The sequence below is a fragment of the Sphingobium sp. IP1 genome (assembly GCF_002708645.1).
In the GTDB taxonomy this organism is placed as follows: Bacteria; Pseudomonadota; Alphaproteobacteria; order Sphingomonadales; family Sphingomonadaceae; genus Sphingobium; species Sphingobium yanoikuyae.
The window spans coordinates 21349-47049 of sequence record NZ_NOIW01000010.1; the positions used below are offsets into that span (position 1 = coordinate 21349).

A 25701-nucleotide genomic window follows, 5' to 3' on the forward strand; every position below is an offset into this window, starting at 1 on the left:
CCATCGATGCGGCTCTCATGCTCGGCCGAGATCGGTGCTGCGGCCGCCGCGAAGAAGGTGGCATTGTGCCGCAACGTTTCGCCGGCCACCCATCCGCCCTGCAATGCGGCAAACAGTTGCGCCCTCATCGAGGATAAAATCGCACGCGGCTGCGCGTTCCTGGCGAGTGGCGATCGCCCGCTGCCAGCCAGTTGCAGCCCTGATCCCAGGAGCCCTGAGGCAGCTGCAGACGTTGTTCGCCGCTATTATGCCGCTATCAACGCCCACGACTACGAGACCGCATGGTCGCAGTGGGGCGCGGACGGCCCTCGCGGCCAGACTTTCGCGGCCTTCCAGGAAGGATTCGCACGCACCAGAGAGGCAGGCGTCGCAATTGGAGAGCTGGGGCCGAGCGAAGGCGCGGCCGGCACAATATATCAGTCCGTGCCGGTCACCGTGGATGCCACTTTGGTGGACGGCACACGGCAACGCTTCCAGGGACGGTTCGTCATACGGCGGGCGAACAATGTCGACGGGGTCGTCGAGCCGCGCTGGCGGATCGATTCCGCTCAATTGCAGCCCGTAGGACCGTGAACGCCACTTGCGCCCAGCATGAGGGGCACGGACGAGCACGAGCCGATAGGCTCCAGAGAACCGGCTGCTACTCCATTGCTGCCAGGAGGGCATCGAGGCTCAGAGTCGAAAAGGCTGTGAAGCTGTCTGCGACACCATAAGGCAGCAGTATCTCGTTGCCACTGAGCAGCGCCCCACAACTGTAGACCACGTTTGGAACGTAGCCGTCCCGTTCTTCAGGTGAGGGTCGTAGCAGCGGCTCGCGTGTGCGGGCGATCACGCGGCTCGGATCCGACCGGTCGAGCAGGCATGCGCCGATGCAATATTCCCGCATCGCGCCGACGCCATGCGTGAAGACGAGCCAGCCATGCGCAGTCTCTATCGGCGACCCGCAATTCCCCAGCTGGGTGAATTCCCACGTCCATCGGGGATCGACAATCCTGACGCCGCCGTCCCACCGATGAAGGTCATCGGAACGCAGGAGCCAGATGTTCTCGTTGTCGTGACGACCGAGCATCGCATAACGGCTCTCGATGAGACGCGGGAACAGCGCCATTCCCTTCGAGGCGGCGATCGGCCCCTCCAGCCGATGCATCTTGAAATCTACGAAGTTGCTTGTCGTGAGGAGCTCCTGCGCGATCCCGTGACCCCCGACGGCCGTATAGGTCCCGGCGAACAGCATCGAACCGTCCTCCCGGTGCAGCCTGGTGAGCCGGAGGTCTTCGATACCGCCGCGCTGCCGCTCCAGTATGGGAAAGAGGACGGTTTCGGACAGGTCATGACTATCTTCGCAATGGAGGTGCACGACGCCGTCCTCCGTCTCCGGGAACTCGATACGGGGCGTCGCCGATAGCCGGCTCGCGGCGTCGAGGACAATGTCGCCGCCCGGACGCCAGCTTCCGGTTCGGAACGCAATCGAGGAGAGGTGTCCTTCGCCGATTGCGCGTAGCGACAGAATGAATCGCAAAGACCCGGGGGCACAGCCGAACTGCTCGGGGTGCATCACGATGCGTGGATTGAACAAAGCAGCGGACTGGTAGGAATACTCCTCGCTGAAATAGGCACCGATAAGCCTGGCGCGCGTTCCGCTCGCCAAGCAGCTCTCGCGTGTTCTCGTATCGTTGGAGGAAGACCTTCTCGAGTTCTCGATGGCGGCCACAGAGGACGGTCGGCAGCCGGGAATACTCCACCGAAAGATCATCTTCGGGCAGGCTGAGGACGCGTGCGATGATGCGCTGAGCACGGGTTTGTTCTGCCTCGATCGCATTGGGCGAGTCCCCCGGCATGAACGTCCGAACGACCGTTCTACGATGATCGGGGCGGATGAAGTGCGGACTCCGTCGAACCGGAACATCCGCACTCATCCCTCAGGGCGCTCCCCGCGGAAGCGTCACTTCTTCTGCGGTGGCTGGCTCGACTCGCCTGCCTTCTTGAAGAGGCCGCGGATCTTGTCAAAGATGCTGGTCGCCGCGCCTTTGTTCTTGGTGCCGTCCTCGATCTCGTCGACCTTTTTCAGCAGCTCCTTCATTTCGCTCTTGCTTGCATAGCCGAGCGCCTGGCCGAGCCGTAGCTGTTCACGCGCCGTCGTCAGCAACTGCTGGATCTTCGTGTCGTCGCCGGCACCGCGCTTTGCGTTCGCCGCCAGCTTCCGGGCCTCCTCGATAGCCGCGCTGGCACGGGCGAGTGGCAGCGGGTGAATCACTTCGCGAATGACGATCGTGCTGAGCGCCGCCTCGAGTGCCGCCTTCGCTTCCTCCAGCTTGTTCTGCGAAACGAGAACCGCGGCCGCCTTGATTGCATCGGGGTAGGTTGCCAGCGGGAGATTGCCGAGCCGCACAACGGTTTCGCTGGCAAGCCCATCGATCAGGTGGCGTGCCTCCTGTACGCGCCCATCTTCGAGTGCGTCTTCGGCGGACTTGCGCAGGGCGTTCACAGCGTCGACCGAGCCGAGAACGTCGTAGGTGACGACGCTGACGTCGACGGGCGCAAGCGCAAGATTGGGATTGCGCGCGAGAACGATTTCCAGCTTGCCGGTGGCGCGCTCGAGTGCCGCCGTCGCCGCCTTGCCGTCCTTCTTGTCGAGGGCGGCCAGCGCATTCTCGGTCTCCTGCAGCGCTGCGACAGCGTCCTGCAGAAGTTCTTCGCGATCGACCGGCGGCGGCGCTGTCACATTCGCCGTCGTGGTCGGCTCCGCCGTCGCATTCGTCGCGGCGGCCTGGTTCTCGTTGTCCTGTTTGGAGCAGCCCGCAACCAGGATCAGTGCCGAGGCTGCGGTCGCGGCGAATAGACTGCGTTTCATGATCATCCCTTTGTTGGTTGAGAGTACAGGCTCATTGGTCAGGGCCCGGCAGCGCGAGTGGCCGCTTCAGCTTGATGAGGTGGTTGGTCCCGTCCCGGTCGATCACGGCGATCGCGGAGAGACCATCGGGCGAGGCCTCGACATAGATCGATTGCGGGTGCCGAATCATGTGATCCAGCCCTTCGAGGGTTACTCCCACCAGGTCATCCTTATGATCGTAGAAGATGCCGGTAATCGGGAGGTATTGCGCCTCGATCTGGTCCCCGAGCTCGAGCGATGTGACTTCGATCTCGGCTCTTAGGCCGATCATGGCTCGAGAAGCGCGGTTCAGATATTCCGACCATTCCGCTTTAGGAACGACGTTCACTGTTCGACTCCTGTAAGTTGGCAAGAGACTTCTCGCCGATGTTTCCATCTGGCCGAGAATAAGGCCGACCAAGCCTTGTTCCTCCGTCCGAAGTGGCTCGACGCATGGAGCGTTCGCGAGCATTCGGCAGGAAGTCCGAGATCGTTGTTCCGGTTCTGTGCAGCCCATGTGGGATCGGCAGCCCGCGGCACAGGAAGCCCGTGACAGGCGAGTTAGCGATCCTGGCCGTTTTCCAGCTCAACGCGCTCATCGAGATACTCCAGGTCGCACCTAGAATCGCAGGGCTCGCCGCGGCCTGCGCTGACATACCTCAGATTCTGAGCGGTCGGACTGTGACTCCACGGCCTTAGAGATTGCCTTATGCCGTGACATATGTTACGTGCACTGACACGCTGGCCGCTGATGGTCAGGCATGGGCAGGGAGACGAGCGCGATGAATCGCGGGAGAAATGTCGTTCCTCCGCCTCTTGGGAACGGCTTCAACTCCAAGCTCATTATTCTGAAGGACCGGCAGGAATTGCCGGCACGGCCCGAGTCGGACGGCCTGTACTGGGTCCTCTCCGGAGCGCTCCAGACCAGCATCATCTCGGAGGACGGCCGGCGCTGGATCGGCGGCTTCTACCTGCCGGGAGAATTCATTCTTCTCGAGCGCGACGAGGTGCGCAGCCAGTTCGCGCAGGCTCTGTGCCCGACGTCGCTGATCATGACCGACCGAAGCGTGCTCGAGGGCCTGTCGCAATTTGATCACTTCACCCGCGCTACGATCACGACGTGGTTTCTTCGGACGTACCGCGTTGCCCTTCGCACGGGCTTTCTCCTGGGCCGATCGAACGCCATGGAAAGGCTGGCGTTCTTCCTGCTCGACCTCATGCAGAGGCTCGATGGACGCCGGCACTTCCATTTGCTCATGTCCAGGGCCGATATCGGCGATCACCTGGGGCTCACGAGCGAGACTGTCACGCGGACGTTCACGCTTCTCCAGCGGCACAGCTACGTGCAGGTGAATGGTCGTCACCTGGAGATCCTGGATCCGGCCGGTCTGGCCCGCCTGGCCTCCGCAGTGATCACAACCTGAGCTCCTCTCAGCCGAGCGCCGATTGTGTGACATGTGTGCCTGCCTCTGCTATAGCGCACTCGCTATGCAGAAGGGGTCAGGACACGAATGAAATTCATACCGTGTGAAGACTGCGCGCTTCGCCGGTTGGCGCTGTTCAAGCAATTTACAGCGCCCGAGTTAGGCTTTGTGCGAGCGCTCAAGAGCAACCAGGTGGATGTTCCCGCCCGGCGCGTCATCATCGAGCCCGGTCGCTTCGGCGGGCAACTCTACACGCTCTATGCTGGCTGGGCTTATCGTTACAAGCTGACACCGAACGGCCAGCGACAGATCGTTGACGTCCTGCTCCCCGGCAGCCTGATCGGGCTTCAGCAGCTGATGCTGGGCGATTCCGAAAGCGGCGTCGAAAGCCTGACACCGGTGACGCTCTGCGTGTTGACCGGGCGGCATATCGACGAGCTGTTCCACCAGCACAGCCAACTCTCCGAGGCGATGGTCTTCGCGCTCATGGAGGATCAGCGCCGCGCCGATCGGCGCATGGCGCTGGTCGCCAAGCAGAACGGCCCGGAACGTCTCGCCTACTTCCTGCTTGAGCTCGTCGACCGATTAGCGGCGCTTGGGCTTGGCCACGACGCGATGTCCTACTTCCCGCTGCAGCGCCGTCACCTGGCCGATCTGCTTGGACTGTCCGAGACGCATGTCAGTCGCTCGATGCAGGAACTGCGCCGCGATGATCTCGCGGCAATCGCCTCGAACTCGCTCATCATCCGTAACCGATCGGTCATGACCACCTTGTCGGGCTATACGCTGGCCACCCGACAGCACCCTCGCCTCCTGCTCTGAGCATCGCAAGAAGCTGGGCGACTTGACCCAGTTCCGCGGCCCGAACGCCGCGATCGGCGTGACCCGCCCGCAGGGCCCTCCCCACGGGCGGGCAGTCGTCATGCCGCAGGCGCGTTGACCGGGATACGACGAACGTTCTCGCTCGCCGCTGCGGCCTTCGGCACCGTGACGGTGAGGACGCCGTTCTTGAACGTCGCACTGGTCTTTTCCTGCTCGATGTCCCGAGGCAGGCCGATGCGCCGCTCGAAACGCCCATAGCTGCGCTCGGAGTAGCCGCGGTCCTTGTCCTCGACCTCCGACTTCTTCTCGCCGCGCAGCGTGAGGACGCCCTCCTCCACGATCACTTCAACGTCCTTCTCGTCGAGCCCGGGGAGTTCGGCGGTCACGCGGATTTCCTTGTCGGTCTCGGCAAGCTCAACACTTGGAGCGAGCACGCCACGGCCGGCGCCGGCGAGCGCGGGCACGCCGAAGCCGCGGAAAACGTCGTCGAACAGTCGATTCACCTCCCGGTGCAACGAAAATAGCGGGTCGCTGACGTCGCCCGCAGCGCTGACCTGCGCGGGAACGCGGGTCTCCTGACGGCTCCAGGGGATCAGATCACGAATGGCCATGAATCCTAACTCCTTCTCACAACGTCTTCATGTGAAGGCCGCTCGAGCGCTTCCTTGGCGGCCTCAGGTGCCCTCACCGGCGCGAGACTGCCCCTTCCAAGCATTTGGACTGAGAACTTCAGGCCTCACCTTCAAAGCCTCTGCTTTTCAGCAACGCGGTCGGTTGAGACAGCCATTCCTAAGCTGGCGCCTCATGCTCTCACTGATCTAGCTCAGTCCAAGATCGTCAGCGGTTGCGATATCCTGCAACGTAAGAGCGCGACCGTAGTTCGGAAGCAGCGGCCATCGAAGGAGTGGTCATGGACATCGCAGTCGTCTTGAACAGTACCCCCGATCCATTCGTCGGTGAGTCGGACATGGTGATGCGCGGCATGGCGCAGGATCTCGACAACATGCTGGCGGTGATCGCCTCCGGGCTGGTCTCGATCGAACGAGGGGCTGATCCGCAGCAGCTGTCGCGGCTGCTGGCCGGAATGAGGCGCGCGATACGAAATGCCGCCTCTATGAGCGACGATATAGCGGAACTCAGTGTCGGTCCGGTAATGACGCGCGAGCAGGTTTCGCTGGCCGTGGCCCTGCGGGAGTTGGAGGACAGAGCCCGTGCCATTCTGGGAGAGGGCGTCGATCTTCGCACGGAGATCGCACGGGACCTGTGGAGGGTTCATGTCGTGCCGAGCTACCTCCGCTTTGCCCTGTGTAATCTCCTTGCGAATGCCGCCGACGCGATGCCCAAGGGCGGCGCTCTCGTCGTTCGGGCCTTCAACACGTTCCGCCGTGCCCCCACCGCCGCCGGAGGGGCCGCCGGCGACTTCGTCCGGATCGAAATCATCGATTCCGGCGAAGGGATTGCACCGGATGTCCTGAGCCGCGTCTTCGATCCCTTCTTCACGACCCGACAATCGCTTGGCCGGACCGGCCTTGGCCTCCGCCAGGTTCAGCGGTTCGCACGTCAATTCGGCGGCGACGTCGTAATCGAAAGTGATCTCGGATCTGGAACGCGGGTCATCCTCCTGCTACCTCGAGCAGCGTCTCGTACTTGAAAGCGCAGCCCTTGAGCGCCTGCTCCGCACACTGGACCTGAAACCAAGACGAACGCTGCCCACCGTCCTCATGGCGCCTACTTCGGATCAAGGTGCTCCCCTCACAGCCAGATCTTGGACCCCCGCCTGTGTCACTCGGGAAGCCTTCGTGCGCTGATCAGGCGATCAACCGGCTCCACGATCCATAGCGCCCCACAATCGCCCCTCTCCTGACGCTCAGTCCGATCAATGCCAGGCCCAGCAGCACATCATAGACGGCGTGCGTAGCCCCTGCGCCGAAGACGAACGGCGTGACGCAAAGCGCCGCTCCGATGGGGATGAGCAGGACGCGCACGGGTCGAGCGACCTCGGCAGCCGCTATCGAGATCAGCGTCAACGCGAGCGATCCGAGAAGATGATCCCAATCAGCGATCGGCGGCTCCGCGCCGAATGTGAGCCGCGTGAACAGAAGCGATGCCGCCAGCGCCGCCGCGATTGCCAGGTTCCACGGTAGGCTAACGCCCCCGATCGCCACATCCTTCATGATCACGCGGGCCGGTCGGTCGAACTCATCAGGCACATCCCGGCTGTCGCCTTCATCGGTGTCTCCGAACAGGAACACGCGAAGCACATTCTTCCCCGCTCGTGCGCGTCGGCGGAGGAACTGGCCGACGGCCACCATCTCGTCCAGGGAGTAGGGTATCTGGATCAGCATCGCCGCGGCACCGATCAGCGCAAGCGTGCTCCAGGTCCCGATCCAGATGGGCTGGATGATGATGAAGAAAATCGAGACCACGCCGAGCGGAGCGATCATCAGTCCGAACAGAAGGACGAGCCATGGCATCGTTCTCCAGCGCGCACGCGAACCGACGATCCCCGTGAGGATCTCCAGGGCATAAGTGTAGCCCCCGAGTGCCGCATCCGAAACTGGCCATGCCTCGGAGACGTCACTCGTGATGATCTCCTCGGTGCCGTTCCGCGGGTCATCGGTTCTGCCCTGGAAGAACGGCTCCCAGACGTCCTCGACATAACCAAGCTGGTAAGCCGCGAGGTAGCGCGAGACATAAAGACCAACCAGTGCGAGGCCGATGATCGGGATGCGCTGGGTCCAGCTCGAGGGGTTGTACGACCACCCGGGAGGAACTTCGGGTCCGTTCACGCGCGCCAGCGCAGACGGTCCGACCTCGGGCTTCGTTCCGACCGCGAAGCCGAAGATCAACATTCCGACCAGCGTGTCGGACAGATAGGCGGTCGAATTGCCTGTCCACAGCACAAAGGGAGCCGCCATGACCACAGCGCCGATTGCGGCCGAGATCCAGCGCGCCCATCCCGCATGCCAACTCAGTGACAGCGCTGCGACCGCAATCAGCAGCAATCCCGAGCCGATCTCCGTCCACCGCAGCATGGGCTCGACCACGCCGATCAGTGGCGGTTGCGTGACCAACCAGGTTCCCAACATGATGTTGACGAAGTGGGCCCAGCGCGTCTCGCTATGCTCCTTGCGGTAGCGCTCGTCGCTTGCGCGCCTGACTTCCTCGGGATGGCTACCCAGCGCGGCCGCATCTACGAGGTCCTGGGGTGGCTGCAGACCGTTTCTGCGATACCAGGAAAGGGGGTCGCGCTTTAGTGCCTCGATCAGTTTCGGAAGCTCATCCTTCAACCGGTGGCGCGGTCGCCAGCCCAGGAGCTTCTCCGCGCGGCCGATAGCGAGCGCGTAATGGTCATCGGCGAGGCGGATCATGAAGGGTTTGATGAACGGCTTCTCGCCCTGATCGATCGCATCCGGCACGACCGGCTCGAGCTTGTCCTGTGCCCATACTCCGACGGCCGCGATGGGCTTCGGAACGCGGAGCGTCGGCCAGTCCTGGATACCGTGGATGAGGTATCCAATCTCATCCTGCAGCGCGTCATATCCTAGCGACTCCGGCTCGCCGATCAGGATCTCGGTCTGCGGAGGCAGCTCGCCGCGACGTTCGACCGTAAGGCGGACCGCCTCGACAAGATCCTCGCGGTGCACCATCGACTGCCCAACCAGGGGCGAGCCCGAATAGAAGAAGCTCTCGAACTCCCGCTCATAGATGCGGGCGATCTGATTGACGAGGGTGGGGACAGCCGTCTCCTCGTCATACACGCCAGCAAAGCGCAAGATCGCATACGGGATCGAACCATGCTCTTCACGAATCACCTGCTCGGCCTGCGCTTTCGACTTCGGATACGCCCAGCCCGGCGCGATCGGCCAGCTCTCGTCGATCCGATCGCCTGGCGAGCAAGGCGCGTGCACGAGCATGGTGCTCGAGTATACGAACTGTTCGACCTCGAACTCCTGCAACCCGCGGATCAGCCGGCGAGTCCCCTCCACGTTTACCGACCGGTAAAGCGGGTGCTCCTCCCCCGTGAAGTCGAAGTAGGCAGCCAGATGGATGACCGACGCGATGCGATCGCCATAGGTTGCGCGAATGGTCGAGAGGACGTCGCGGACTGACTCGTCCGACCCCAGGTCCACCTTCATTACCGGAAAGGCCAGCGCATCTTCCCGCCGGTCGAGGCCGACGATCCGGTAATCCGACGATAGCGCAGCAGCGACCGAGCGGCCGAGATTGCCTGTGGCGCCGGTTACGATGACAAGAGGCTTCTCCATGTGAACGCTTCCCGATCTGTCGCGCGTTTCCTGCCTGGCCAGACCGTCCCGACCGAAAGGTCGAAGCGGCGGTGGCGCGGTCACGCTGGCATGAAGAACCAGTATCATGCAGGAGCGCCAAGCTGGAGCTGGCGCGATCATCGCATCCGCCCCGACCCCGCGCAGCGCATCACGACCTTGCTCCGGCCCTTCATCCCCAAGAAGCTTCGTGCTTGCGGTTCCGAAGGGGCCGGCATGGATCCCATGCCAATCGTTCGGGCACTTGGTCCTGAGCTATGTCAGGGCGGCTCCATAACCGTCGTGAGACTCCTTGGCGCTTTTCCGGAGGCGACGATGAGAGAGCTGATGCCGATGAGCGCCACCTGGGCATTCGGACGCTCGCAGCCAGGCCTCCTCACCGGCGATTCCGGCAGACGCGCCTGAGTCCGCACCGTGCAGAGCGCACCACCACTCTCCTCAGCTTACGCTGCGCTGCGCTCAAGCGGACGGCCGCATTCAGCGAGCATCGTGCGACAGCGGCCCGGCGCAGGGCTAGTCGGCCGCCTCCGGGCTTTTATGTCGCCCGGTGCAGGGTGTTGATTGTGGCTCCGGCTCTCGAATGGTTACTCGCCGGAGCGCCTTGGGCCATTCGCATCGGTGCCTTGATCGTTGTTCCGTTTAGGCGATCGCCGGCGGCAACGCAGAGCTGGCTTCTTCTTTTCTTCGTCGCCCCTTGGGCAGCGCTCGTTCTGTACCTCGTGATCGGCCGTCCGACCCACCCTCGTTGGCGTCGGGAGCGAGTGGCGCAACTCTGGCCGATCATCGGCAGGGCAGTCGGCAGTATCGATCGGGTGGCCCTACCCGTCGATCTGCCGCTCGTCCAAGCCTCCACAGCGTCCCTCGTGAGCGGCATCGGCCGAATGCCGCCACTACCGGGCAACGCGATCGAGTTCCTGACGGACTACGAAGCGACCGTGGACCGGCTCGTTCAGGATATCGATGCCGCCACCAGCCACGTTCACCTCCTCTTCTACATCTTCGCTACGGACGACACCGGGTGGAAGATCATGGCCGCTCTCAAGCGAGCGGCTTCACGAGCGGTGGAGTGCAGGGTCCTGGTCGATGCGATCGGGTCGCGTGCCTGGGCCGAGCGCCTCGCCCGCGAGTTGCGGACAGCTGAGGTGGAGGTTGATGAGATCCTACCGCTCAGGGTGCTCGGCCGCACGACGCGCTTCGACCTTCGCAACCACCGCAAAATCGCCGTGATCGACGGTCGCATCGGCTATACCGGCTCCCAGAACATCATTGATGCCGATCACGGTTGGGGCTGGCCGAACCGCGAAGTGATGGCGCGAGTTAAAGGTCCCGTTGTTGGGGAACTGCAGGCCGTGTTCGTGGCCGACTGGTTCCTTGAGACCGAAATCGAACTCGCTGACGGCTACCTCTATCCCTCCATCGAGGATGCCGGCGCCAGCCTCGCCCAGGTTCTACCGAGCGGCCCCGATCTCGAACATGGCGGCATCGACGAGCTCTTCGTTGCGCTGATCCATTCGGCCCGGGAGCGCGTCCTCATCACGACTCCCTACTTCATCCCCAGCGAGCCGCTGCTGCAAGCCCTGCAGATTGCCATCCTGCGAGGAGTCGAAGTCCATCTGCTGCTGTCCGGCCGCTCCGATCATCCGCTCGTGCACCTCGCCCAGCAGTCCTACTACTCCGAGCTGCTGTCGGCAGGCGCGGTGATCCACCTGTTCCAGCCGGGCTTTCTGCACGCCAAGCACATGAGCGTCGATGAGGCAGTCGCCGTCGTCGGATCGAGCAACGTTGACATGCGATCATTTGCCCTAAATTCGGAGATCAGCCTAGTCCTTTACGACCGCGAGGCGACACTTATCTTGCGCCAGATCGAGCGCTCAAGGCTGGAACAATCCGTCCCGCTGAGCGCAAGCGACTGGGAGCGCCGCAATCTCGCGCGCAAGTGTGCCGAGAACGCCGCGCGGCTCTTCAGCCCGTTGCTGTGATCTGCTCAGGCCAGCTGAGCCGGAGAGAGAACGAGACTTTGCTTTTGATGGAATGACCATGCACCATGACGCACCATTGATCGCCACGATTGTCGCCGGCCTTGTCGCTGCTTTCATCGCAGGGACCTTGGCGCATCGGCTCAAGATATCCCCGATCGCGGGCTATCTGCTCGCTGGTGTCTTCGTCGGGCCGTCGATGCCCGGCTTCGCGGCGGACCCGAAAGTAGCATCGCAGCTTGCCGAGATCGGTGTCATTCTCCTGATGTTCGGCGTCGGCCTGCACTTCTCGCTGCGGGATCTCCTGTCAGTGAAGAAGATCGCGATCCCTGGTGCCTTGATCCAGATCGTTGTCGCGACGCTATTGGGCATCGTGCTGGCCTGGGCGCTCGGGTGGCGCGCTGGCGAGGCCCTGGTTTTCGGTCTCGCGTTATCCGTTGCGAGCACCGTCGTGCTGGTGCGGGCTCTTCAGGTCCACAACCTCGTACAGACCGATCAAGGCCGTCTCGCGGTCGGCTGGTTGGTCGTCGAGGATCTGGTGATGGTGCTGGCGCTGGTGCTTTTGCCGTCCGTCGCCGCGATCCTGGCGGGCACCTCTGCGAATGCGGGCACTGCGGCCGTGAGCGCCGTGACCACCACACTCCTGAAGGTAGCAGGGTTCATAGCGCTGATGCTCCTCGTCGGCCGCCGCGCGATACCGGCACTCCTTCACTGGGTGGCTGATACCGGATCCCGGGAGCTGTTCCGCCTGGCAGTGCTCGCAATTGCCCTCGGCGTCGCCTTCGGCGCCGCGTTCGTCTTCGACGTCTCGTTCGCTCTCGGCGCCTTCTTCGCCGGCATGATCCTGGGCGAGACCCAGCTCAGCCGGCTTGCGACCGAGGAGATCCTTCCGTTCCGAGACGCCTTTTCCGTCCTGTTCTTTGTTTCCGCTGGCATGCTGTTCGAACCAGCGGTGATCCTCGAGCAGCCGGGGGCGTTGCTGGCGACGCTCGCCATCATTCTGGTGGGGAAGTCCGCGGCTGCCTATGCCATCGTCCGATCGTTCGGATATCGGGACCAAACCGCAATTATGATTTCGGCGAGCCTGGCTCAGATAGGCGAGTTCTCGTTCATACTTGCCGGCCTTGGCGTAAGCGCCGGCATCCTGCCTCCAGAAGGACGGGACCTGATCCTCGCCGCCGCTATGATCTCAATCTTCCTCAATCCCCTGCTCTTTTCGTTCGTAACCAGACAGGGGATCCGGCCGCTTCGGCACACCGGCCCCGCGGAAGGTTCTTCAGAAGAGCCAGAGCCGGGGCAGGGCTCGCCACCTGGGCATGCCGTTATCGTGGGCTATGGCCGGGTAGGCCGCTTCATCGCTGCAACGCTCGGGGCCTCGGGGTACGCGCTGAGCATAGTCGAGAACAGCAGAGAGGCCGTGCAAGCAGCGCAAGCCGAAGGACTGCGCGTGGTCCTGGGTAACGCGACCGAAGCTTCCATCCTCACGCGGGCCGGCATCACCGGGGCATCGACGCTGCTAATCGCGATTCCTGAGGGGTTCGAAGCCGCGATCATAGCGAAACGTGCCCGCGGCATGAACCCGGACTTGCGCATCATCGCGCGTGCCCATTCAGAGGCGGAGGTGGATCACCTGCAGGCGATGGGTGCTGACGAGATCGTCCTGGCGGAACAGGCGGCAGCAGCCAAGATGGCGGCGCTGGTCTCTGAAGGGGGATCGGAGGACGTCGACGAACTCGTTCACATGATGGAGAGGTGATCGACCATGACTCCGTCGCGGAACCCCGCCGTCTTGCAAAGCAAATACCGGCGACGGGTCAGATCGTGCGCAAAGCCCGAAGCTCCGGATTGAGGCGGAGGCGGATCGCCCGGACGCGGGCGAGCGCCTCTTCCGGAGAGACACCAAGCGCGACGAAGGTCTGCACGGCCAGCCCCAAGCCCGCAGCCAAGTTCTCCGGGAAGATGTAGGTCGCGCCGGCCTTGGCGATGGATGCCAGACCTCGATTGTCTCTTGTGCTGACAAGGACTGGCACCGCCGGATTGAGTTGCCGGACCTGGCGTACCAGCTGCTCCAGCCTTGGCTGGCTGTTCAGAAGGGCGACCACCACTGCCGCTGTATCGATGTTGGCTGCCTCAAGCACGCCGCGGCGTGTTGCGTCACCGAAAATGACCTGATGCCCCTCGCGATGGGCAATCCGAAGCCGGTCAACGTCGCGCTCGATCGCGATATAGGGTATCCCGCTCGCCTTCAGAACCGTACCCACCAGCCGTCCGACAGGGCCGCACCCCGCCAGGATGACGTGATCGCGTAGATCGCCCGCTGAGCCGTCGATGATGTCGTCTGGTTCAGCGACCAGCTGAGGCGTCGACAAGACCTCGGCCGAGATGCGACGATTGAACTGGATGAGGAACGGAGCCAGGAAAATGCTCACGGCCGTCCCTGCGAGCGCCGTTTGCGCCACAACTTCGGGCAGCAGGCCGCCACCGATCGCCTGGGTCAGGATGAGCAGGGAGATCTCGCCGCTGTGCGCCAGGACCAGCGCGGTCTGCAATGCCGCATTGGTTGCAATGCCGCTGAATCGCGCGAGAGCGAAGATGATCGCGAGCTTCACGAGGACGAGGATAGCCACAGCGCCGGCCGTCGCTGCCGGCTCGGTGAGAACGATCGACCAATCGACGCTCATACCGATCGTCAGGAAAAAGAGACCGAGGAAGATATCCCGCAGCGGCCGGAGCTCGTCTGCGAGGTGATGGCGGTAGTTGCTCTCGGCGACGACCATGCCGACGATGAAGGCTGCCACCGCCAGGGAGAGTCCGATCAGCTCTGCGAGAAACGCGACGCCTGCGACCAACGCGAGCCCGGCAAGCATCAGCGGCTCGTTGGATCCGGTTCGCGCGATCCAATCGAAGATACGGCCGATCGTCTTGCGCGCGAAGAGCGCGGCACCCGTGAAGACAAGCACGGCTGCGCCCAACCGCAACATCAGGCCGGCAAGGTCCTCCTCAGCGCCTGAGGCGACAGCGCCAACCAGGAGCAGGACAGGCAGGGCGGCCAGATCCTGGAAGAGGAGGATACCCGTCGTTGCTATGCCATGACTGGTCGTCACCTCGTCCTGGTCCAGCAGCTGTTTGTGAACGATGGCGCTCGACGAATGCGCAAGCGCAAAGCCCAGGATCAATGATGCGGTCAGGGACAGTCCCGCGAGGAGGGCGACTCCGGCTACGAGCAATGCGGTGACGACGACCTGAAGCGTGCCCAGCACAAACACCAATCGACGGGCCGCGACAATGCGTGGCCAGGAGAATTCAAAGCCAATGACAAACATCAGCGCGGCGATGCCGAGCTCACCAAGGAAGCGGGTTCCCTCATTCGCTGAGACGAGGTGAAGTCCATAGGGGCCGACGACCGACCCGGCGACGAGATATCCTGCAATTGAAGAGAGGCGGAACTTCGTGAAAAGCGCGACAAACGCCAGGGAGGCAAAAATCAGGATCACCGCATCGGCGAGAAAATGGTGAAGCATAAACCGGGACGCCTCTCGCGGGGATCAAGTGCTTTCCGCCGAGGGCGGCGGGTCGGGGCTGCTCAGCGAGCCGTGGGATGCAGCGACGCTCGGGCGTGGAGAGATAATCGGTTGAAGCGGCCTTCCCACGTTCGCCGATGGCTGTGAGCACCGGCACTCAGCGCCCAGGATCGATCACGCCCGCGCGCGGTAGCGCTGGAAGGACGTCGTCGAGCCTCGTCCCTTCGATCGGTGCCAACCGCCGCGCCCCCCACGGTCTTCGGGCTCTGAGCTGGCAGCACTCGTCACCTCCGTCTTGGGCAAGTCACCAAGCAATCGCTCAGGTCGAGAGGACGCACACTGACATACCTCAGCCGGGTTCTGTCCTGCTGCGTCAAGCGCCTCTTCAGCTTTTCGACGGCGGCTGCGACAGCTCCAGGGTGAGCGCGATCCTGGAGCCGTCGGTTCGGCTGAGCGGACGTCAACAGCGCCCTAACCGTACCGCAGCGTCGCTTCGCTATGCTCCGGGTATCTCAAGGCACTCGACGACCTCGACCGCTTCGCCCGGAAAGATCGTGAAATGAGGATGGTTCTCGAAAAGGCGAGCGGCAGCCTCGTGCGTGTCGGCTTCGACGATGATGTAGCCGGTGAGGCTATTTCGTGCCGCCTCGACGCCCGACGAGGACACCCGCATGGTCCGGCCGAGCGGGCCGCCAGCATCCTTTATGTATTCAGCGTTCTTGCCCATCCACGCCCCCCAAGCAGCCATCCCCTCTGACTGCTTGTCAGGACTTATCGGTGACGCGGCTTTTTCCGCGTCCGTTGCTGATCCGATGTACAACGCCAGGAACTTTGCCATGCCAGATCCTTCGCCTCGCTCGCTCCATCCAGTTAGCAGAAGTATCGCGTGCGCCCGCCATCAGATAGCGTCGACAAAGGCAGCTTCTAGCGGTGTCCGACTAGCTCTTCGAGATCGTTGGTGGTGCATGTTCTCCTTCCGGCCCGGACCTCCGGCGCGAGAGCGCCCGCCGCCAATGTTCAAAGCGTCCAACTCGGCGGATCGCTTGCGGGAAAAGACTCTACGATCGCTTCGTCGACTGGGTCGAGCTCCGTTCCCTCCTGCTCTTCCTTGGCCACGCTCTCATCAGGCGCCAGATCCGGCTTCTTGTCCTTGTCAGGATTCATCGACGCTTTGGGGTCCGTCATCTTTTCATCCTCCATTAAAGTGAGCGCGCTGCACCTGTGCATCCGCGCGAACCGACTGAACATTCTGCCTGTCGGGAACGACTAGGCCCTGATTCAGATCAGCGCCGCTCGGCTTGTCTCAAGCGGTCGCCGACAAGGTCATGCGCGCGTCGTTCCGGACGGACCACGGCCACAGCCTCAAGGCCGCGATAGAGCGCCTGCAGCGATCTACGCCGGTTCGCCCGTCCTTTCGATGAGGCCTGCCCAAACGGCCAGGAGAAGCGCGGCCAGCGCTGCGAACCAGAGGCCGTCGACACCCAATCGGTGAAAGCTAAGCGCGCCTATGATCGCACCTGTGACGAGGCTCGACCACAGCAACAAGTGTGGGAGCCAGTCCCATCTGGGTCCGCCCAGCAGTGCCATGCCGATCCGCTGCCCCGCCTTCACGACCGCACCGGTCATATAGGTGAGGCCGATGCTCACTTCGCCATCGCGCTGGAAAACAAGATTCTCCGCTCCCATCGCAGCGGCCATGAGCAGCGGTGCAAATGCGCCTGCGCCGACGTGCGCGAGCGTAGCGCTCGAGGCGAGCAGCAATGACACTAGTGCCAGAACAGCGGACTTGCGGCGCTTCTGAACCCGGGCGGCCACGAGCGTGGCGGCGACCACTCCCGTGAGGAAAGCACCAATCAACCCCAGCGCGAGCAACGCCGTCACCGACCCTTCGGCCGCGCCGATGGCGAGCCGTGTGGAGTTGCCGCTCATGAACGACACAAACATCCCGCCTGCGGCCAGGAAGCCCAGCCCGTCGACGTAGCCCGCCAGCCCAGCAAGACAGAAGGCGAGCCACTTTCGTCGCCGTCCAAGCACGCCGATCATTGAACCTACATACTCCTGCTGCACGCACCTGATGCCCGTGCGAGGAGGTTGCTTCCACTCCGCATCGCCAGACTGCGCCAGCGTTAGAGGGTTCATCAGGCGGATCGCCAGCCACACAGGCGCCGGGCGCAAGCTCCCTAGGCTTTGCGACCGGGCCGATGCAATGTGAGTGTCTCGCAGGCGGCACAGCGCCTGCTGCTGGAACCGGTCGGCAGGGAACGCCGAACGCTTCCCTGCCGCCTTAGCGAGACTGCTGCGACCTCAGCCGATCGCGATGCGCCGGCTATCAAGCCCGGCGAAGCTTGAACCCGAGCCCGAGAAGCACAACGCCAGTGATAATCGCGTACGTTCCGATCACCCAGGCGGCAGACGGCAAGGTCGTGAGCGGATCGATGACCAGCAGGACGACGATCATGATCCCCAGAGCGACCGATAAAGCGCCAGACAGGCCCATCAGCCATTCGCCGCGGATCACCTTGCGCAACGTCACTGCCGCGCCGATTTCGAGGGCACCGGTGACGATCGCCCAGACCGCCAGCATGATAAGCGTAACCAGGGCGTATCCCGCGGTCATGGCTGCGGGCATCAGCACGAACAGGACCGCTGTTGCGATGCCGATGATCCCGCGGAGCACATAGGTCCACCAGCGCTCCTCCTTGCGGCGCGCGCCGCGAACCGCGGCGACCAGGGACAAGATCCCGTCCACGCCCGCATAAGCTGCGAAAACGGTGGCAAAGGCGAACAGCGCGCTGACAGGAAACAGGAACGACACCACGCCGAGCGCGAGCGCGAGCGCGCCGCGGATGACGATCCAGCCCCAGTTCCGGCGCAAGGTCCCCAGCATCGGCAGACCGCCGGATTCCTGCTCGTCGGATGCAGCATTGATTTTGACTCGAACCACGAATGCCTCCCTTCTCTGCCGCGCGCCAATCGGCAGCGCGACGTCGCTATGCCCTTTGCCGCTCGCCGGTGAGATTCAGCAGCAGCTGGAACAGGTTGATGAGATCAAGGTAGAGGGACAAAGCCCCCAGCACGGCGAGCTTTTCCAGCGACTGAGTGCCGGCGTAGGCAACGTACTGGCTTTTCAGTCGCTGGCTGTCCCAGGCCGTAAGGGCGGTGAACACCAGAACCCCGATGATCGAACCGGTAAACTGCAGGGTGTCCGAGGCGAGAAACAGGTTGATCAGGCTGGCGACGACCAGACCGACAAGACCGACCATCAGGAACGTCGACCAGCGTGAAAGATCGACCTTGGTCGTGTAGCCCCATAAGCACATCGTCGCGAACAAGGCTGCGGCGGAAAAGAAGGCCAGGGCTATGCTGGTGCCGGTGAACACCAGAAAGATGCTGGCCAGCGACAGTCCCATGACGGCGGAGAATGCATAGAAGCTGATCCGCGCCGTCGCGACGCTCATGTGCTCGACGCGGAAGGAGAAGAACAGCACGAACGCGAGCGGAGCAAGAATAACCAGCCACTTGAGGGGCGTGTTGAAGATGGGCTGATAGAGCCCGGGCGTGCTGGCAACGATCAGGGCGACGATCCCCGTCACCCCAAGACCCAGAGCCATCGTTCGATAAATGCCAAGCAAATACTTGCGAAGGCCCTGATCAAATGCGGCGGCAGGCACGGCTGAGCTGCGCAGCCCAGCACCCGGACTTCCAAGTGGCGTGTTCATCTGCGCTCCTCCGATCGAAGTTGCAGCGATCCAGCCAGACCGCTCCGGTCAGGGCCTTGGCAGTTGCGTAGCGAATCGCTGGCGTGAGGCTGCTGATCTAAATCACCCCGGACGGGCGACTCCTGAGGCAATTTGCGCGTCGTGCGATGCGCAACGCCGCATCCGCACGCAATGCGAGTGATCTCAGCACCAACCAGGTTTGGCAGCACTCTTGATGGTCGAAAATCATCTTCCTAACTCTGCCGAAACCGACCGTTCCACGCGAACGGGAGGCCCATCACATCATGATCTGCTTAGGAGGTAATGCATGCATTTCCGTCCCCTGCACGACCGTGTCGCTGTCCGTCGTATCGAAGCCGAGGAAAAGACGGCCGGCGGCATCATCATCCCCGACACCGCCAAGGAGAAGCCGCAGGAAGGCGAGGTCGTTGCCGTCGGCCCCGGCACCCGCGACGAGCACGGCAAGCTCGTCGAGCCCATGGTGAAGGCCGGCGATCACGTCCTTTTCGGCAAATGGTCCGGAAGCGAGGTCAAGATCGGTGGCGAGGAACTGCTCATCATGAAGGAAAGCGACATCCTCGGTATCGTCGAGAGCGAAGCATAAGCAACTCAAGCCAGCTTCGGACCAACTATTCACGCGAACATAGGAGGTAAGGGTACAATGGCTGCAAAGGAAGTCCGTTTCTCGACCGACGCGCGTGACCGCATGCTTCGCGGCGTGGATACGCTCGCGGATGCGGTCAAGGTGACGCTGGGCCCCAAGGGCCGCAACGTCGTCATCGACAAGAGCTTCGGTGCACCGCGCATCACCAAAGATGGCGTGACGGTCGCCAAGGAGATCGAACTCAAGGACAAGTTCGAGAACATGGGCGCGCAACTGATCCGGGAGGTCGCGTCCAAGACTAATGATCTCGCCGGCGACGGCACTACCACCGCCACCGTTCTCGCACAGGCGATCGTTCGGGAAGGCGCCAAGGCGGTCGCCGCCGGGCTGAACCCGATGGACCTGAAGCGCGGCATCGATCTCGCTGTCACCGCGGTGGTCGACGATCTCAAGGCCCATGCACGCAGCATCAGCGCAAACAGCGAAATCGCTCAGGTCGGCACCATCTCGGCGAACGGCGACACCGAAGTCGGTCGGATTCTTGCGGAGGCGATGGAAAAGGTCGGCAACGAAGGTGTCATCACCGTGGAGGAGGCGAAGAGCCTCGCGACCGAGCTGGAGGTGGTCGAAGGCATGCAGTTCGACCGCGGCTACCTCTCGCCCTATTTCATCGCCAACCCGGAGAAGCTCCGCGTTGAGCTGGATGATCCCTACATCCTGATTCACGAGAAGAAGCTCTCGAACCTGCAGGCGCTGGTGCCGCTGCTGGAGAAGGTGATCCAGTCGGGCCATCCGCTGCTGATCATTGCCGAGGACGTCGAGGGCGAGGCCCTGGCGACCCTCGTCGTCAACAAGCTGCGCGGCGGGCTTCACGTCGCCGCGGTGAAGGCGCCGGGCTTCGGTGATCGCCGCAAGGCGATGCTCGAGGACATCGCCATCCTGACCGGCGGCAACGTCGTCAGCGAGGATCTCGGCATCAAGCTCGAGAACGTCACCGTCAACATGCTCGGTCGGGCCAAGAAGGTGGTGATCGACAAGGACGACACGACGATCATCGACGGTGCCGGCCAGAAGGCGGACATCGACGGCCGTGCGGCGCAGATCCGCCAGCAGATCGAGACGACGACGTCCGATTACGACCGCGAGAAGCTTCAGGAGCGGCTGGCCAAGCTCGCCGGCGGCGTCGCGGTGATCCGGGTCGGGGGCGCCACCGAGGTCGAAGTGAAGGAGAAGAAGGACCGGGTGGACGACGCACTCCACGCGACCCGGGCTGCCGTCGAGGAGGGCATCCTGCCCGGCGGCGGCGTGGCGCTGCTGCGCGCGGTCAAGGCGCTGGAGAACCTGTCGCCGGCCAATGACGACCAGAAGGCGGGCGTCGAGATCGTCCGGCGCGCCTTGAAGGCACCGGCGCGGCAGATCGTCAATAATGCCGGCGAGGACGGCGCCTATGTGGTCGGCAAGCTGGGCGAGGGATCAGACTATAACTGGGGCTTCAACGCCGCCACCGGCGAGTATGAAGACCTCGTCCGGGCAGGCGTCATCGATCCTGCCAAGGTCGTGCGCACCGCCCTTCAGGACGCGACCTCGGTCGCCGGCCTGCTCATCACCACCGAAGCTCTCGTGGCGGAGCTTCCCAAGGACGACAAGGCCGCGCCCATGCCGGCCATGGACTACTGACAGGAAGGGGGGGGCTCCGGCCCCCCCTTCGCTTGCTGGACGAAGCGACGGAGATCAGGCGACGGCTCCGGCGGCTTTGGATCGGGCCCGGATCTCGGCGAGCTTCACTGATAGCTCGTCCTGCCGAAACGGCTTCATGAGACGCGCCAAATGCGGCTCGATCTCGCTGTTCTCCGCGTAGCCGGAGACGATCAGAACCGGCGTCCGTGGACCCAACTCGCGGCCAAGCGCCGCGCCCGACATACCGCTCATCAAATGGTCGGTCACCACGACGGTCGGGCTCAGACCGTCCTTCACCAGCTCTAACGCCTGCTCTGCCGATTTTGCCTCGACCACCTCATAGCCGATCGCGTTCAGCATCTGGCTGACGCTCGACCGAACGAGATCGTCGTCGCCAACAAGGAGGGCTGTTCCTTCCTGCGGCGTCTGGCGCTCGACGATCGGTTCTTCACGGCGCGGGAGCTCCGTCGAGACAGGAAGAAGAATCTCCACCCTGGTTCCTGCGCCGGGAGCGGTCGTGATGGTGAGGGTCCCCCCCAGCTGTCGGGCGAGACCGTGGGCCATCGACAGGCCGAGCCCGGTTCCCTTGCCCAAGCCCTTGGTCGAGAAGAAGGGCTCAATGGCTCGCCTGGCGGTCTCCTCATCCATGCCGCTTCCGGTGTCCGAGACAGAGAGGCTGATATACGGTCCGGGCGTCAGGCCCCTGGCGTCATCGCCGGCCACTGTCTGCGCCGATACGGCGATCTGCAACGTGCCCCCATCGGGCATGGCATCACGCGCGTTCACGCAAAGGTTGAGCAAAGCCATCTCGAGCTGGTTGTGATCGGCACGTGCGGGCGGCAGCTCCGCAGGCACTTCGAGCACCAGCTTGATCTTCGGCCCGATCGTCGAGCCGACCAAATCGGCCATGCCGCGAACCAATGCGGCCATGTCGATGGCGCGAAGCTGCAGCGGTTGCTGGCGCGCGAAGGCCAGGAGCCGCTGGACGAGGGCCCTGGCTCGTTCGGCCGACTGCATGGCGCCCTCGATCAGCCGGCGCTGGCGCTCGGTGCCCACACCGCTGCGGATCAGGATGTCCAGGCCGCCGACGATCGGCGTCAAAAGGTTGTTGAAGTCGTGCGCGACGCCGCCGGTCAGCTGACCCATCGCCTCGAGCTTCTGAGCCTGCCTGAGCGCCTCCTCGGCCCTCTTGCGGTCGGTGATGTCGATGGCTGTAGCGCGACAAACAGGATGAGGATTCGTGTTGCCTCACGAAGGAACCTTCCCGAACGACGCGACCGTTGCCTCACGTAATTGTTCCTTACAGGTCCTCGCGCATCAATGCCATTGCATGTGACGGATTGCCGTGCAGCTGAGCCGTATGCGAGGCGGAACGGTAATCCGTCACATGGCCGTAAGGATGGTTTCCGTGTCGCCTGGGGCGGCATTGGCCAGCCCGGAAGAGTGGCTGAACACCAGCGCTCGCGCGTGTTCGGTGCGCCAGCCTTTCAGACGGCGCTGGATAGTCCGCAGGAGGCCGTCCGGGTAGATGTTCGGCTGCTCGGCTTGCAATTTCTCCAGTAACTCCCGCCCGGTACGCCAAGGCTCGTCTTCGAACCAAGCCTTTAATTGGTCGGTAACCTGAAGCAGTGGATCCGGTCGACGCCGTTCTCGCTTGCGCGGCGCTTTATCAACCGCCGTGGGCCGCGCCTCACCATTGTGCCATAAAACTTTCAGGCTCGAGAGGAACGCCCCCAGCGGTGGGGGGGACGTTTCGGTGGAATCTGCCACGACGACGGCGTCGGCCAGGACCACCAGTTTCTGCTGCGCGGTGCGGATGTCTCGCAGCAGTCGAACGGGATCCAGCCTGGCGGCGAAGTCCCGTAGCCGTTCGCGTGTTTGCTCGCTGGTCCGCGGGTCATCCATCAAACGCTGGAACGGCGTCGCGGGAGCGTGATAGCGCTTGTGGACTTTGGCGCCGTCGCGGCGCTTTTCCGCCAACTTGAATGAGGGCTGGAAGAAGTTCACGAACAGGCGCGCCGCCGCATACAATTCGGCGAGCAGCCCAGCTGCTTCCAGTCCCTCGAACCGGCGATAGCCCACCAGACGGCGCACAACCGAACCGTTCTTCTGCTCGACCCAGGCCTGATCGTTCTTGCGATAGGGGCGGCAGCGGGTAAAGGCGATTTCCGTCGCCGCGCAGTAATCGCGCACGGTTTCATTGATGAACACGCTGTCATTGTCGGAATCAAATCCCAGCAACGGGAACGGCATCAGCTTGCGCAGCTCCTCGAGGACCTCCACCAACAACGTTTGCTCGCGCACCAGCAACGGTGCGCATTCAGTCCAGCCCGTCGCAATGTCGGTCAGCGTAAGCGTCCACGCCCAACTCCCCTTCGCCACCGGGCCGCTGTGCGACACCAAGTCTGCTTCCATATGCCCCGGCGCCGGATCGCCCCAGTCATTGAACGTCCGGATCGGGACGCTACGCCGCAGTTCCGATCCGCCCACACCGCGCCGCCGGACCTTCTGACTGTTCCCTTTCGCAGTCTGCAGAGCACGGTCGATCGTTGCCGGGCTCATCTGCAACAACCTCGCCTTGATCGCCGGATCGAGATCAAGGTGGCCATGACCCTCCATCGCCTCGACCAGAACCGGAATAAGCGGCCGCAGTCGCTTGCCGCACAGGCGGTCGCTAGCTTCCCACAACACGAGCAACGCTTCGCGCACCGCCTCGTTGTAAAGCCTGCGCTCCGGTCGCGTCGTTTCCCTGACCAACGGCTCCGAGCCCAATAGTCGCATTGCATGCTTCCGGTGGAAACCTGTGATCGCGACGAATTCGTCGAGAACCTTGCTCTTGCTCGCGCGATCGGCCGAGCGATACCGCTCGCCGACTGCTTCAATCAATTCCCTTCGCGTCGTCATGCTCACCTTCCGCATCGTTCCCTCCCGGCATTGGCCGGGAGCAGTTTAGATGAGGCAACGGCAGGTTTGCCGGGAGCAATTCAGGCGAGGCAATGCGTTTCTCACCCTGAATGTCGCGCGACACGCTCCGATCTGTGCTCATTCCAAATAGCGAAAGGCCTCGATGCGACGGGTATCAGCAACTAAGCGGACGCCGATGATCCACTAACGAATAGCCATAAGTGGTCGACATGCGACGCAGCAACGATCAGAACCAAGGCCTCTGCCGTATCAGGCGCCAGGACTGGGGCCGCGTTCTGTCGCGAGGCTGAAGGTGCAGTTCGCTATCCCGCAGATGCGACGATGCAGTGATATAGAGCCCCGTTGTCTTATGCCGGATCAGAAACGCATTGACTGGCTGATCCACAAACTCCCAAATCTGAGTGACGCCACCGCTGATTGGGCGCTGCTGCAGCGTAGTCGGACCGACGGCGTGAGCAGCTGGTTCCACTGCCTTGGCGGTGTAATAGTTCTTGAGCCGGTAGCTATTTCCTTCGATCCGGAGGAACTCCCATGTCAGGCATTTCCAGGCATGATGATTGTAGAGGATGACGCGGTTGCGATCTTGTTTGCTGGCGTCGAATGGGCGCAGGTTCATGCCGGTCGCGACATTCTGGATGGCGAACGTCCCCTGAATCCCATCTGCCGCCACGATTGCCGGCCCGCAGGCGAAGACAGGCGCCACGGCCATGAAAACGTTCTTCAGATATGCGAGCATGATGAAAGAGCCTCAAAAGACGCGCCCGGCCCAAAGGACCGAACGGTCGAGTGCTGGGAGGAATGCGATCCGATCAGGATCTTGGTCGCGCGGGAAGTGGAGGCTTTGCCTTGCCCGCCGAAGGACGACGGTCCGAGCGCGGCGCCGCAATATAAACTGGATCAGAGGGTGGAGAGCGCCGGCACGAGACCGGTAAGGCGGGCCGACACCTCCCACAGGCGGCGGCGCGCAGCATCGTCCTGGGCCTTGGCGGAAATCGAGGCGAGCTCAGGTGGCCCCTTTGCCTCGAGGAAACCCTTGGGACCATAATATTCTCCGCTCTGGACGGCAGGATCGGTCGCGGCTCGCAGCGTAGGTAGCGCGCCAGCGGCCGATGATTGGCCGAGCAGTCGTTCGATTAAGTGGGAGAAGAACTGCAGGACCGGACGACCAGCGGGACCGTTGTTCATCAGTTCGGTCCGCGCGATACCGGGATGTGCGGCAACGCTGATGAGGTTGGCGCCGGCTTCGCGGGCACGGCGATCCAGTTCGAGCGCGAACATCAGCATGGCCAGTTTCGACTGGGCATAGGCCGCGCTGCCGCCGTAGGATTTCTCGAGTTGCAGATCATCGAAATCGATCTTGCCCATCTTGTGCGTGGTGCTGCTCAGGCTCACGACGCGGGGCGCTTTGGCGCTCAGCAGCAAAGGCATCAAGCGCATGGTGAGCGCGAAGTGGCCCAGATAGTTGGTCCCCAGCTGAAGCTCGAACCCGTCCTGCGTTTCCTGCCGCTTCTGCACGATCGCGACGCCGGCATTGTTGATGAGCACGTCGATCGGCCTGCCATCGGCCAGCAGCCGACCGGCGAAGGCCCCGATCGATTCCAGGCTGGCAAGGTCCAGCTCCTCGAAGGCGATGTCCGCCGTTGGCGTCTCGGCACGAATACGTGTGATGGAGTCCTTGCCCTTGGCCGGATTGCGACCGGCCAGGATGACCTTCGTCCCCTTGCGAACGAGTGCACTGGCGTCTTCAAAGCCTAGCCCGCCCGTCCCTGTGATCACGAACAGCTTTCCCGCTTGCGAGGGAATATCAGCTTCGCTCCAACTCATTCCATATTCCTCCTGCGCGACCGCCTCGTGAGACGAAGCGCTATATAAGACCAT

23 protein-coding genes are annotated in these 25701 nt (G+C 63.0%); 8 read left to right on the plus strand and 15 right to left on the minus strand.

The genetic code is table 11. The features are described 5' to 3' along the window. The first annotated feature begins 6 nt into the window (after positions 1-6). Positions 7-573, plus strand: coding sequence for a hypothetical protein (locus CG471_RS05085; protein WP_218964232.1), 567 nt, complete (start codon positions 7-9; stop codon positions 571-573). A gap of 67 nt (positions 574-640) precedes the next feature. On the opposite strand, the gene CG471_RS05090 is transcribed toward CG471_RS05085, so the two are convergent. From CG471_RS05090 to CG471_RS05100, 3 genes are all read right to left on the minus strand, one after another. Further along, positions 641-1648, minus strand: a complete 1008-nt coding sequence (locus CG471_RS05090; RefSeq protein ID WP_306552724.1) for a glycoside hydrolase family 130 protein — start codon at positions 1646-1648, stop codon at positions 641-643. A gap of 294 nt (positions 1649-1942) precedes the next feature. Then, positions 1943-2851 carry a YfdX family protein gene (locus tag CG471_RS05095; RefSeq protein ID WP_099231039.1) on the minus strand — a complete coding sequence of 303 codons (909 nt, stop codon included), beginning with the start codon at positions 2849-2851 and terminating at the stop codon, positions 1943-1945. A gap of 31 nt (positions 2852-2882) precedes the next feature. After that, positions 2883-3218, minus strand: a complete 336-nt coding sequence (locus CG471_RS05100) for a DUF5335 domain-containing protein (RefSeq protein WP_099231041.1) — start codon at positions 3216-3218, stop codon at positions 2883-2885. Between the two features lie 433 nt (positions 3219-3651). Here CG471_RS05100 and CG471_RS05105 point away from each other — a divergent pair, with 433 nt between their 5' ends. Continuing rightward, complete coding sequence (locus tag CG471_RS05105; protein ID WP_099231043.1) at positions 3652-4293, plus strand: helix-turn-helix domain-containing protein; 642 nt, start codon at positions 3652-3654, stop codon at positions 4291-4293. An 87-nt stretch (positions 4294-4380) separates the two neighbouring features. Further along, entirely contained in the window at positions 4381-5115 is a 735-nt protein-coding gene (locus tag CG471_RS05110; RefSeq protein ID WP_099230988.1) for a Crp/Fnr family transcriptional regulator, read from the plus strand. A 98-nt stretch (positions 5116-5213) separates the two neighbouring features. On the opposite strand, the gene CG471_RS05115 is transcribed toward CG471_RS05110, so the two are convergent. Beyond that, entirely contained in the window at positions 5214-5726 is a 513-nt protein-coding gene (locus tag CG471_RS05115; protein WP_099230990.1) for an Hsp20/alpha crystallin family protein, read from the minus strand. A 299-nt stretch (positions 5727-6025) separates the two neighbouring features. On the opposite strand from CG471_RS05115, the gene CG471_RS05120 reads away from it, so the two are divergent. Beyond that, the gene (locus CG471_RS05120) at positions 6026-6766 is read left to right on the plus strand and encodes a sensor histidine kinase (protein ID WP_099230991.1); all 741 of its coding nucleotides are present in this window, start codon (positions 6026-6028) and stop codon (positions 6764-6766) included. Between the two features lie 157 nt (positions 6767-6923). Here CG471_RS05120 and CG471_RS05125 read toward each other — a convergent pair whose 3' ends face one another. After that, positions 6924-9383 carry a vitamin K epoxide reductase family protein gene (locus CG471_RS05125; RefSeq protein WP_099230992.1) on the minus strand — a complete coding sequence of 820 codons (2460 nt, stop codon included), beginning with the start codon at positions 9381-9383 and terminating at the stop codon, positions 6924-6926. A gap of 581 nt (positions 9384-9964) precedes the next feature. Between CG471_RS05125 and cls the strand changes: the two genes are divergently transcribed. Continuing rightward, the gene (cls, locus tag CG471_RS05135; protein WP_257211430.1) at positions 9965-11380 is read left to right on the plus strand and encodes a cardiolipin synthase; all 1416 of its coding nucleotides are present in this window, start codon (positions 9965-9967) and stop codon (positions 11378-11380) included. Positions 11381-11438: 58 nt separating this feature from the next. Next, on the plus strand, positions 11439-13133 hold the full coding sequence (gene ybaL / locus CG471_RS05140; RefSeq protein ID WP_099231045.1) for a YbaL family putative K(+) efflux transporter: 1695 nt from the start codon (positions 11439-11441) through the stop codon (positions 13131-13133). A 58-nt stretch (positions 13134-13191) separates the two neighbouring features. Here the strand turns inward: ybaL and CG471_RS05145 are convergent, their stop codons facing one another. The 6 genes from CG471_RS05145 to CG471_RS05170 form a co-directional block, all read right to left on the minus strand. Further along, positions 13192-14898: a cation:proton antiporter gene (locus CG471_RS05145; RefSeq protein ID WP_099230995.1), complete on the minus strand. Its 1707-nt coding sequence runs from the start codon at positions 14896-14898 to the stop codon at positions 13192-13194. A 496-nt stretch (positions 14899-15394) separates the two neighbouring features. Beyond that, on the minus strand, positions 15395-15736 hold the full coding sequence (locus CG471_RS05150; RefSeq protein ID WP_099230996.1) for a hypothetical protein: 342 nt from the start codon (positions 15734-15736) through the stop codon (positions 15395-15397). 179 nt (positions 15737-15915) lie between these two features. Beyond that, a complete protein-coding gene (locus CG471_RS30530) occupies positions 15916-16083 on the minus strand; it encodes a hypothetical protein (protein ID WP_180275606.1) in 168 nt (55 codons plus the stop codon). 207 nt (positions 16084-16290) lie between these two features. Then, a complete protein-coding gene (locus tag CG471_RS05160) occupies positions 16291-16941 on the minus strand; it encodes a YoaK family protein (RefSeq protein WP_099230997.1) in 651 nt (216 codons plus the stop codon). A gap of 286 nt (positions 16942-17227) precedes the next feature. After that, positions 17228-17842 (minus strand): HdeD family acid-resistance protein, encoded by a 615-nt coding sequence (locus tag CG471_RS05165; RefSeq protein WP_257211431.1) that lies wholly within the window; start codon positions 17840-17842, stop codon positions 17228-17230. A gap of 46 nt (positions 17843-17888) precedes the next feature. Then, positions 17889-18617 (minus strand): Bax inhibitor-1/YccA family protein, encoded by a 729-nt coding sequence (locus tag CG471_RS05170; RefSeq protein WP_180275607.1) that lies wholly within the window; start codon positions 18615-18617, stop codon positions 17889-17891. A 307-nt stretch (positions 18618-18924) separates the two neighbouring features. Between CG471_RS05170 and groES the strand changes: the two genes are divergently transcribed. Together groES and groL are read left to right on the plus strand one after the other, a co-directional pair. After that, positions 18925-19221, plus strand: a complete 297-nt coding sequence (groES, locus tag CG471_RS05175) for a co-chaperone GroES (protein WP_099231001.1) — start codon at positions 18925-18927, stop codon at positions 19219-19221. Positions 19222-19278: 57 nt separating this feature from the next. Beyond that, on the plus strand, positions 19279-20898 hold the full coding sequence (gene groL / locus CG471_RS05180; RefSeq protein WP_099231003.1) for a chaperonin GroEL: 1620 nt from the start codon (positions 19279-19281) through the stop codon (positions 20896-20898). 54 nt (positions 20899-20952) lie between these two features. Here the strand turns inward: groL and CG471_RS05185 are convergent, their stop codons facing one another. The 4 genes from CG471_RS05185 to CG471_RS05200 form a co-directional block, all read right to left on the minus strand. Beyond that, a complete protein-coding gene (locus tag CG471_RS05185) occupies positions 20953-22044 on the minus strand; it encodes an ATP-binding protein (RefSeq protein WP_306552725.1) in 1092 nt (363 codons plus the stop codon). A 237-nt stretch (positions 22045-22281) separates the two neighbouring features. Beyond that, complete coding sequence (locus tag CG471_RS05190; protein WP_099231005.1) at positions 22282-23817, minus strand: DDE-type integrase/transposase/recombinase; 1536 nt, start codon at positions 23815-23817, stop codon at positions 22282-22284. Between the two features lie 232 nt (positions 23818-24049). Next, positions 24050-24559, minus strand: a complete 510-nt coding sequence (locus CG471_RS05195; RefSeq protein WP_143560145.1) for an RICIN domain-containing protein — start codon at positions 24557-24559, stop codon at positions 24050-24052. Positions 24560-24720: 161 nt separating this feature from the next. Then, positions 24721-25647 (minus strand): oxidoreductase, encoded by a 927-nt coding sequence (locus CG471_RS05200; protein ID WP_099231009.1) that lies wholly within the window; start codon positions 25645-25647, stop codon positions 24721-24723. Between the last annotated feature and the right edge of the window lie 54 nt (positions 25648-25701).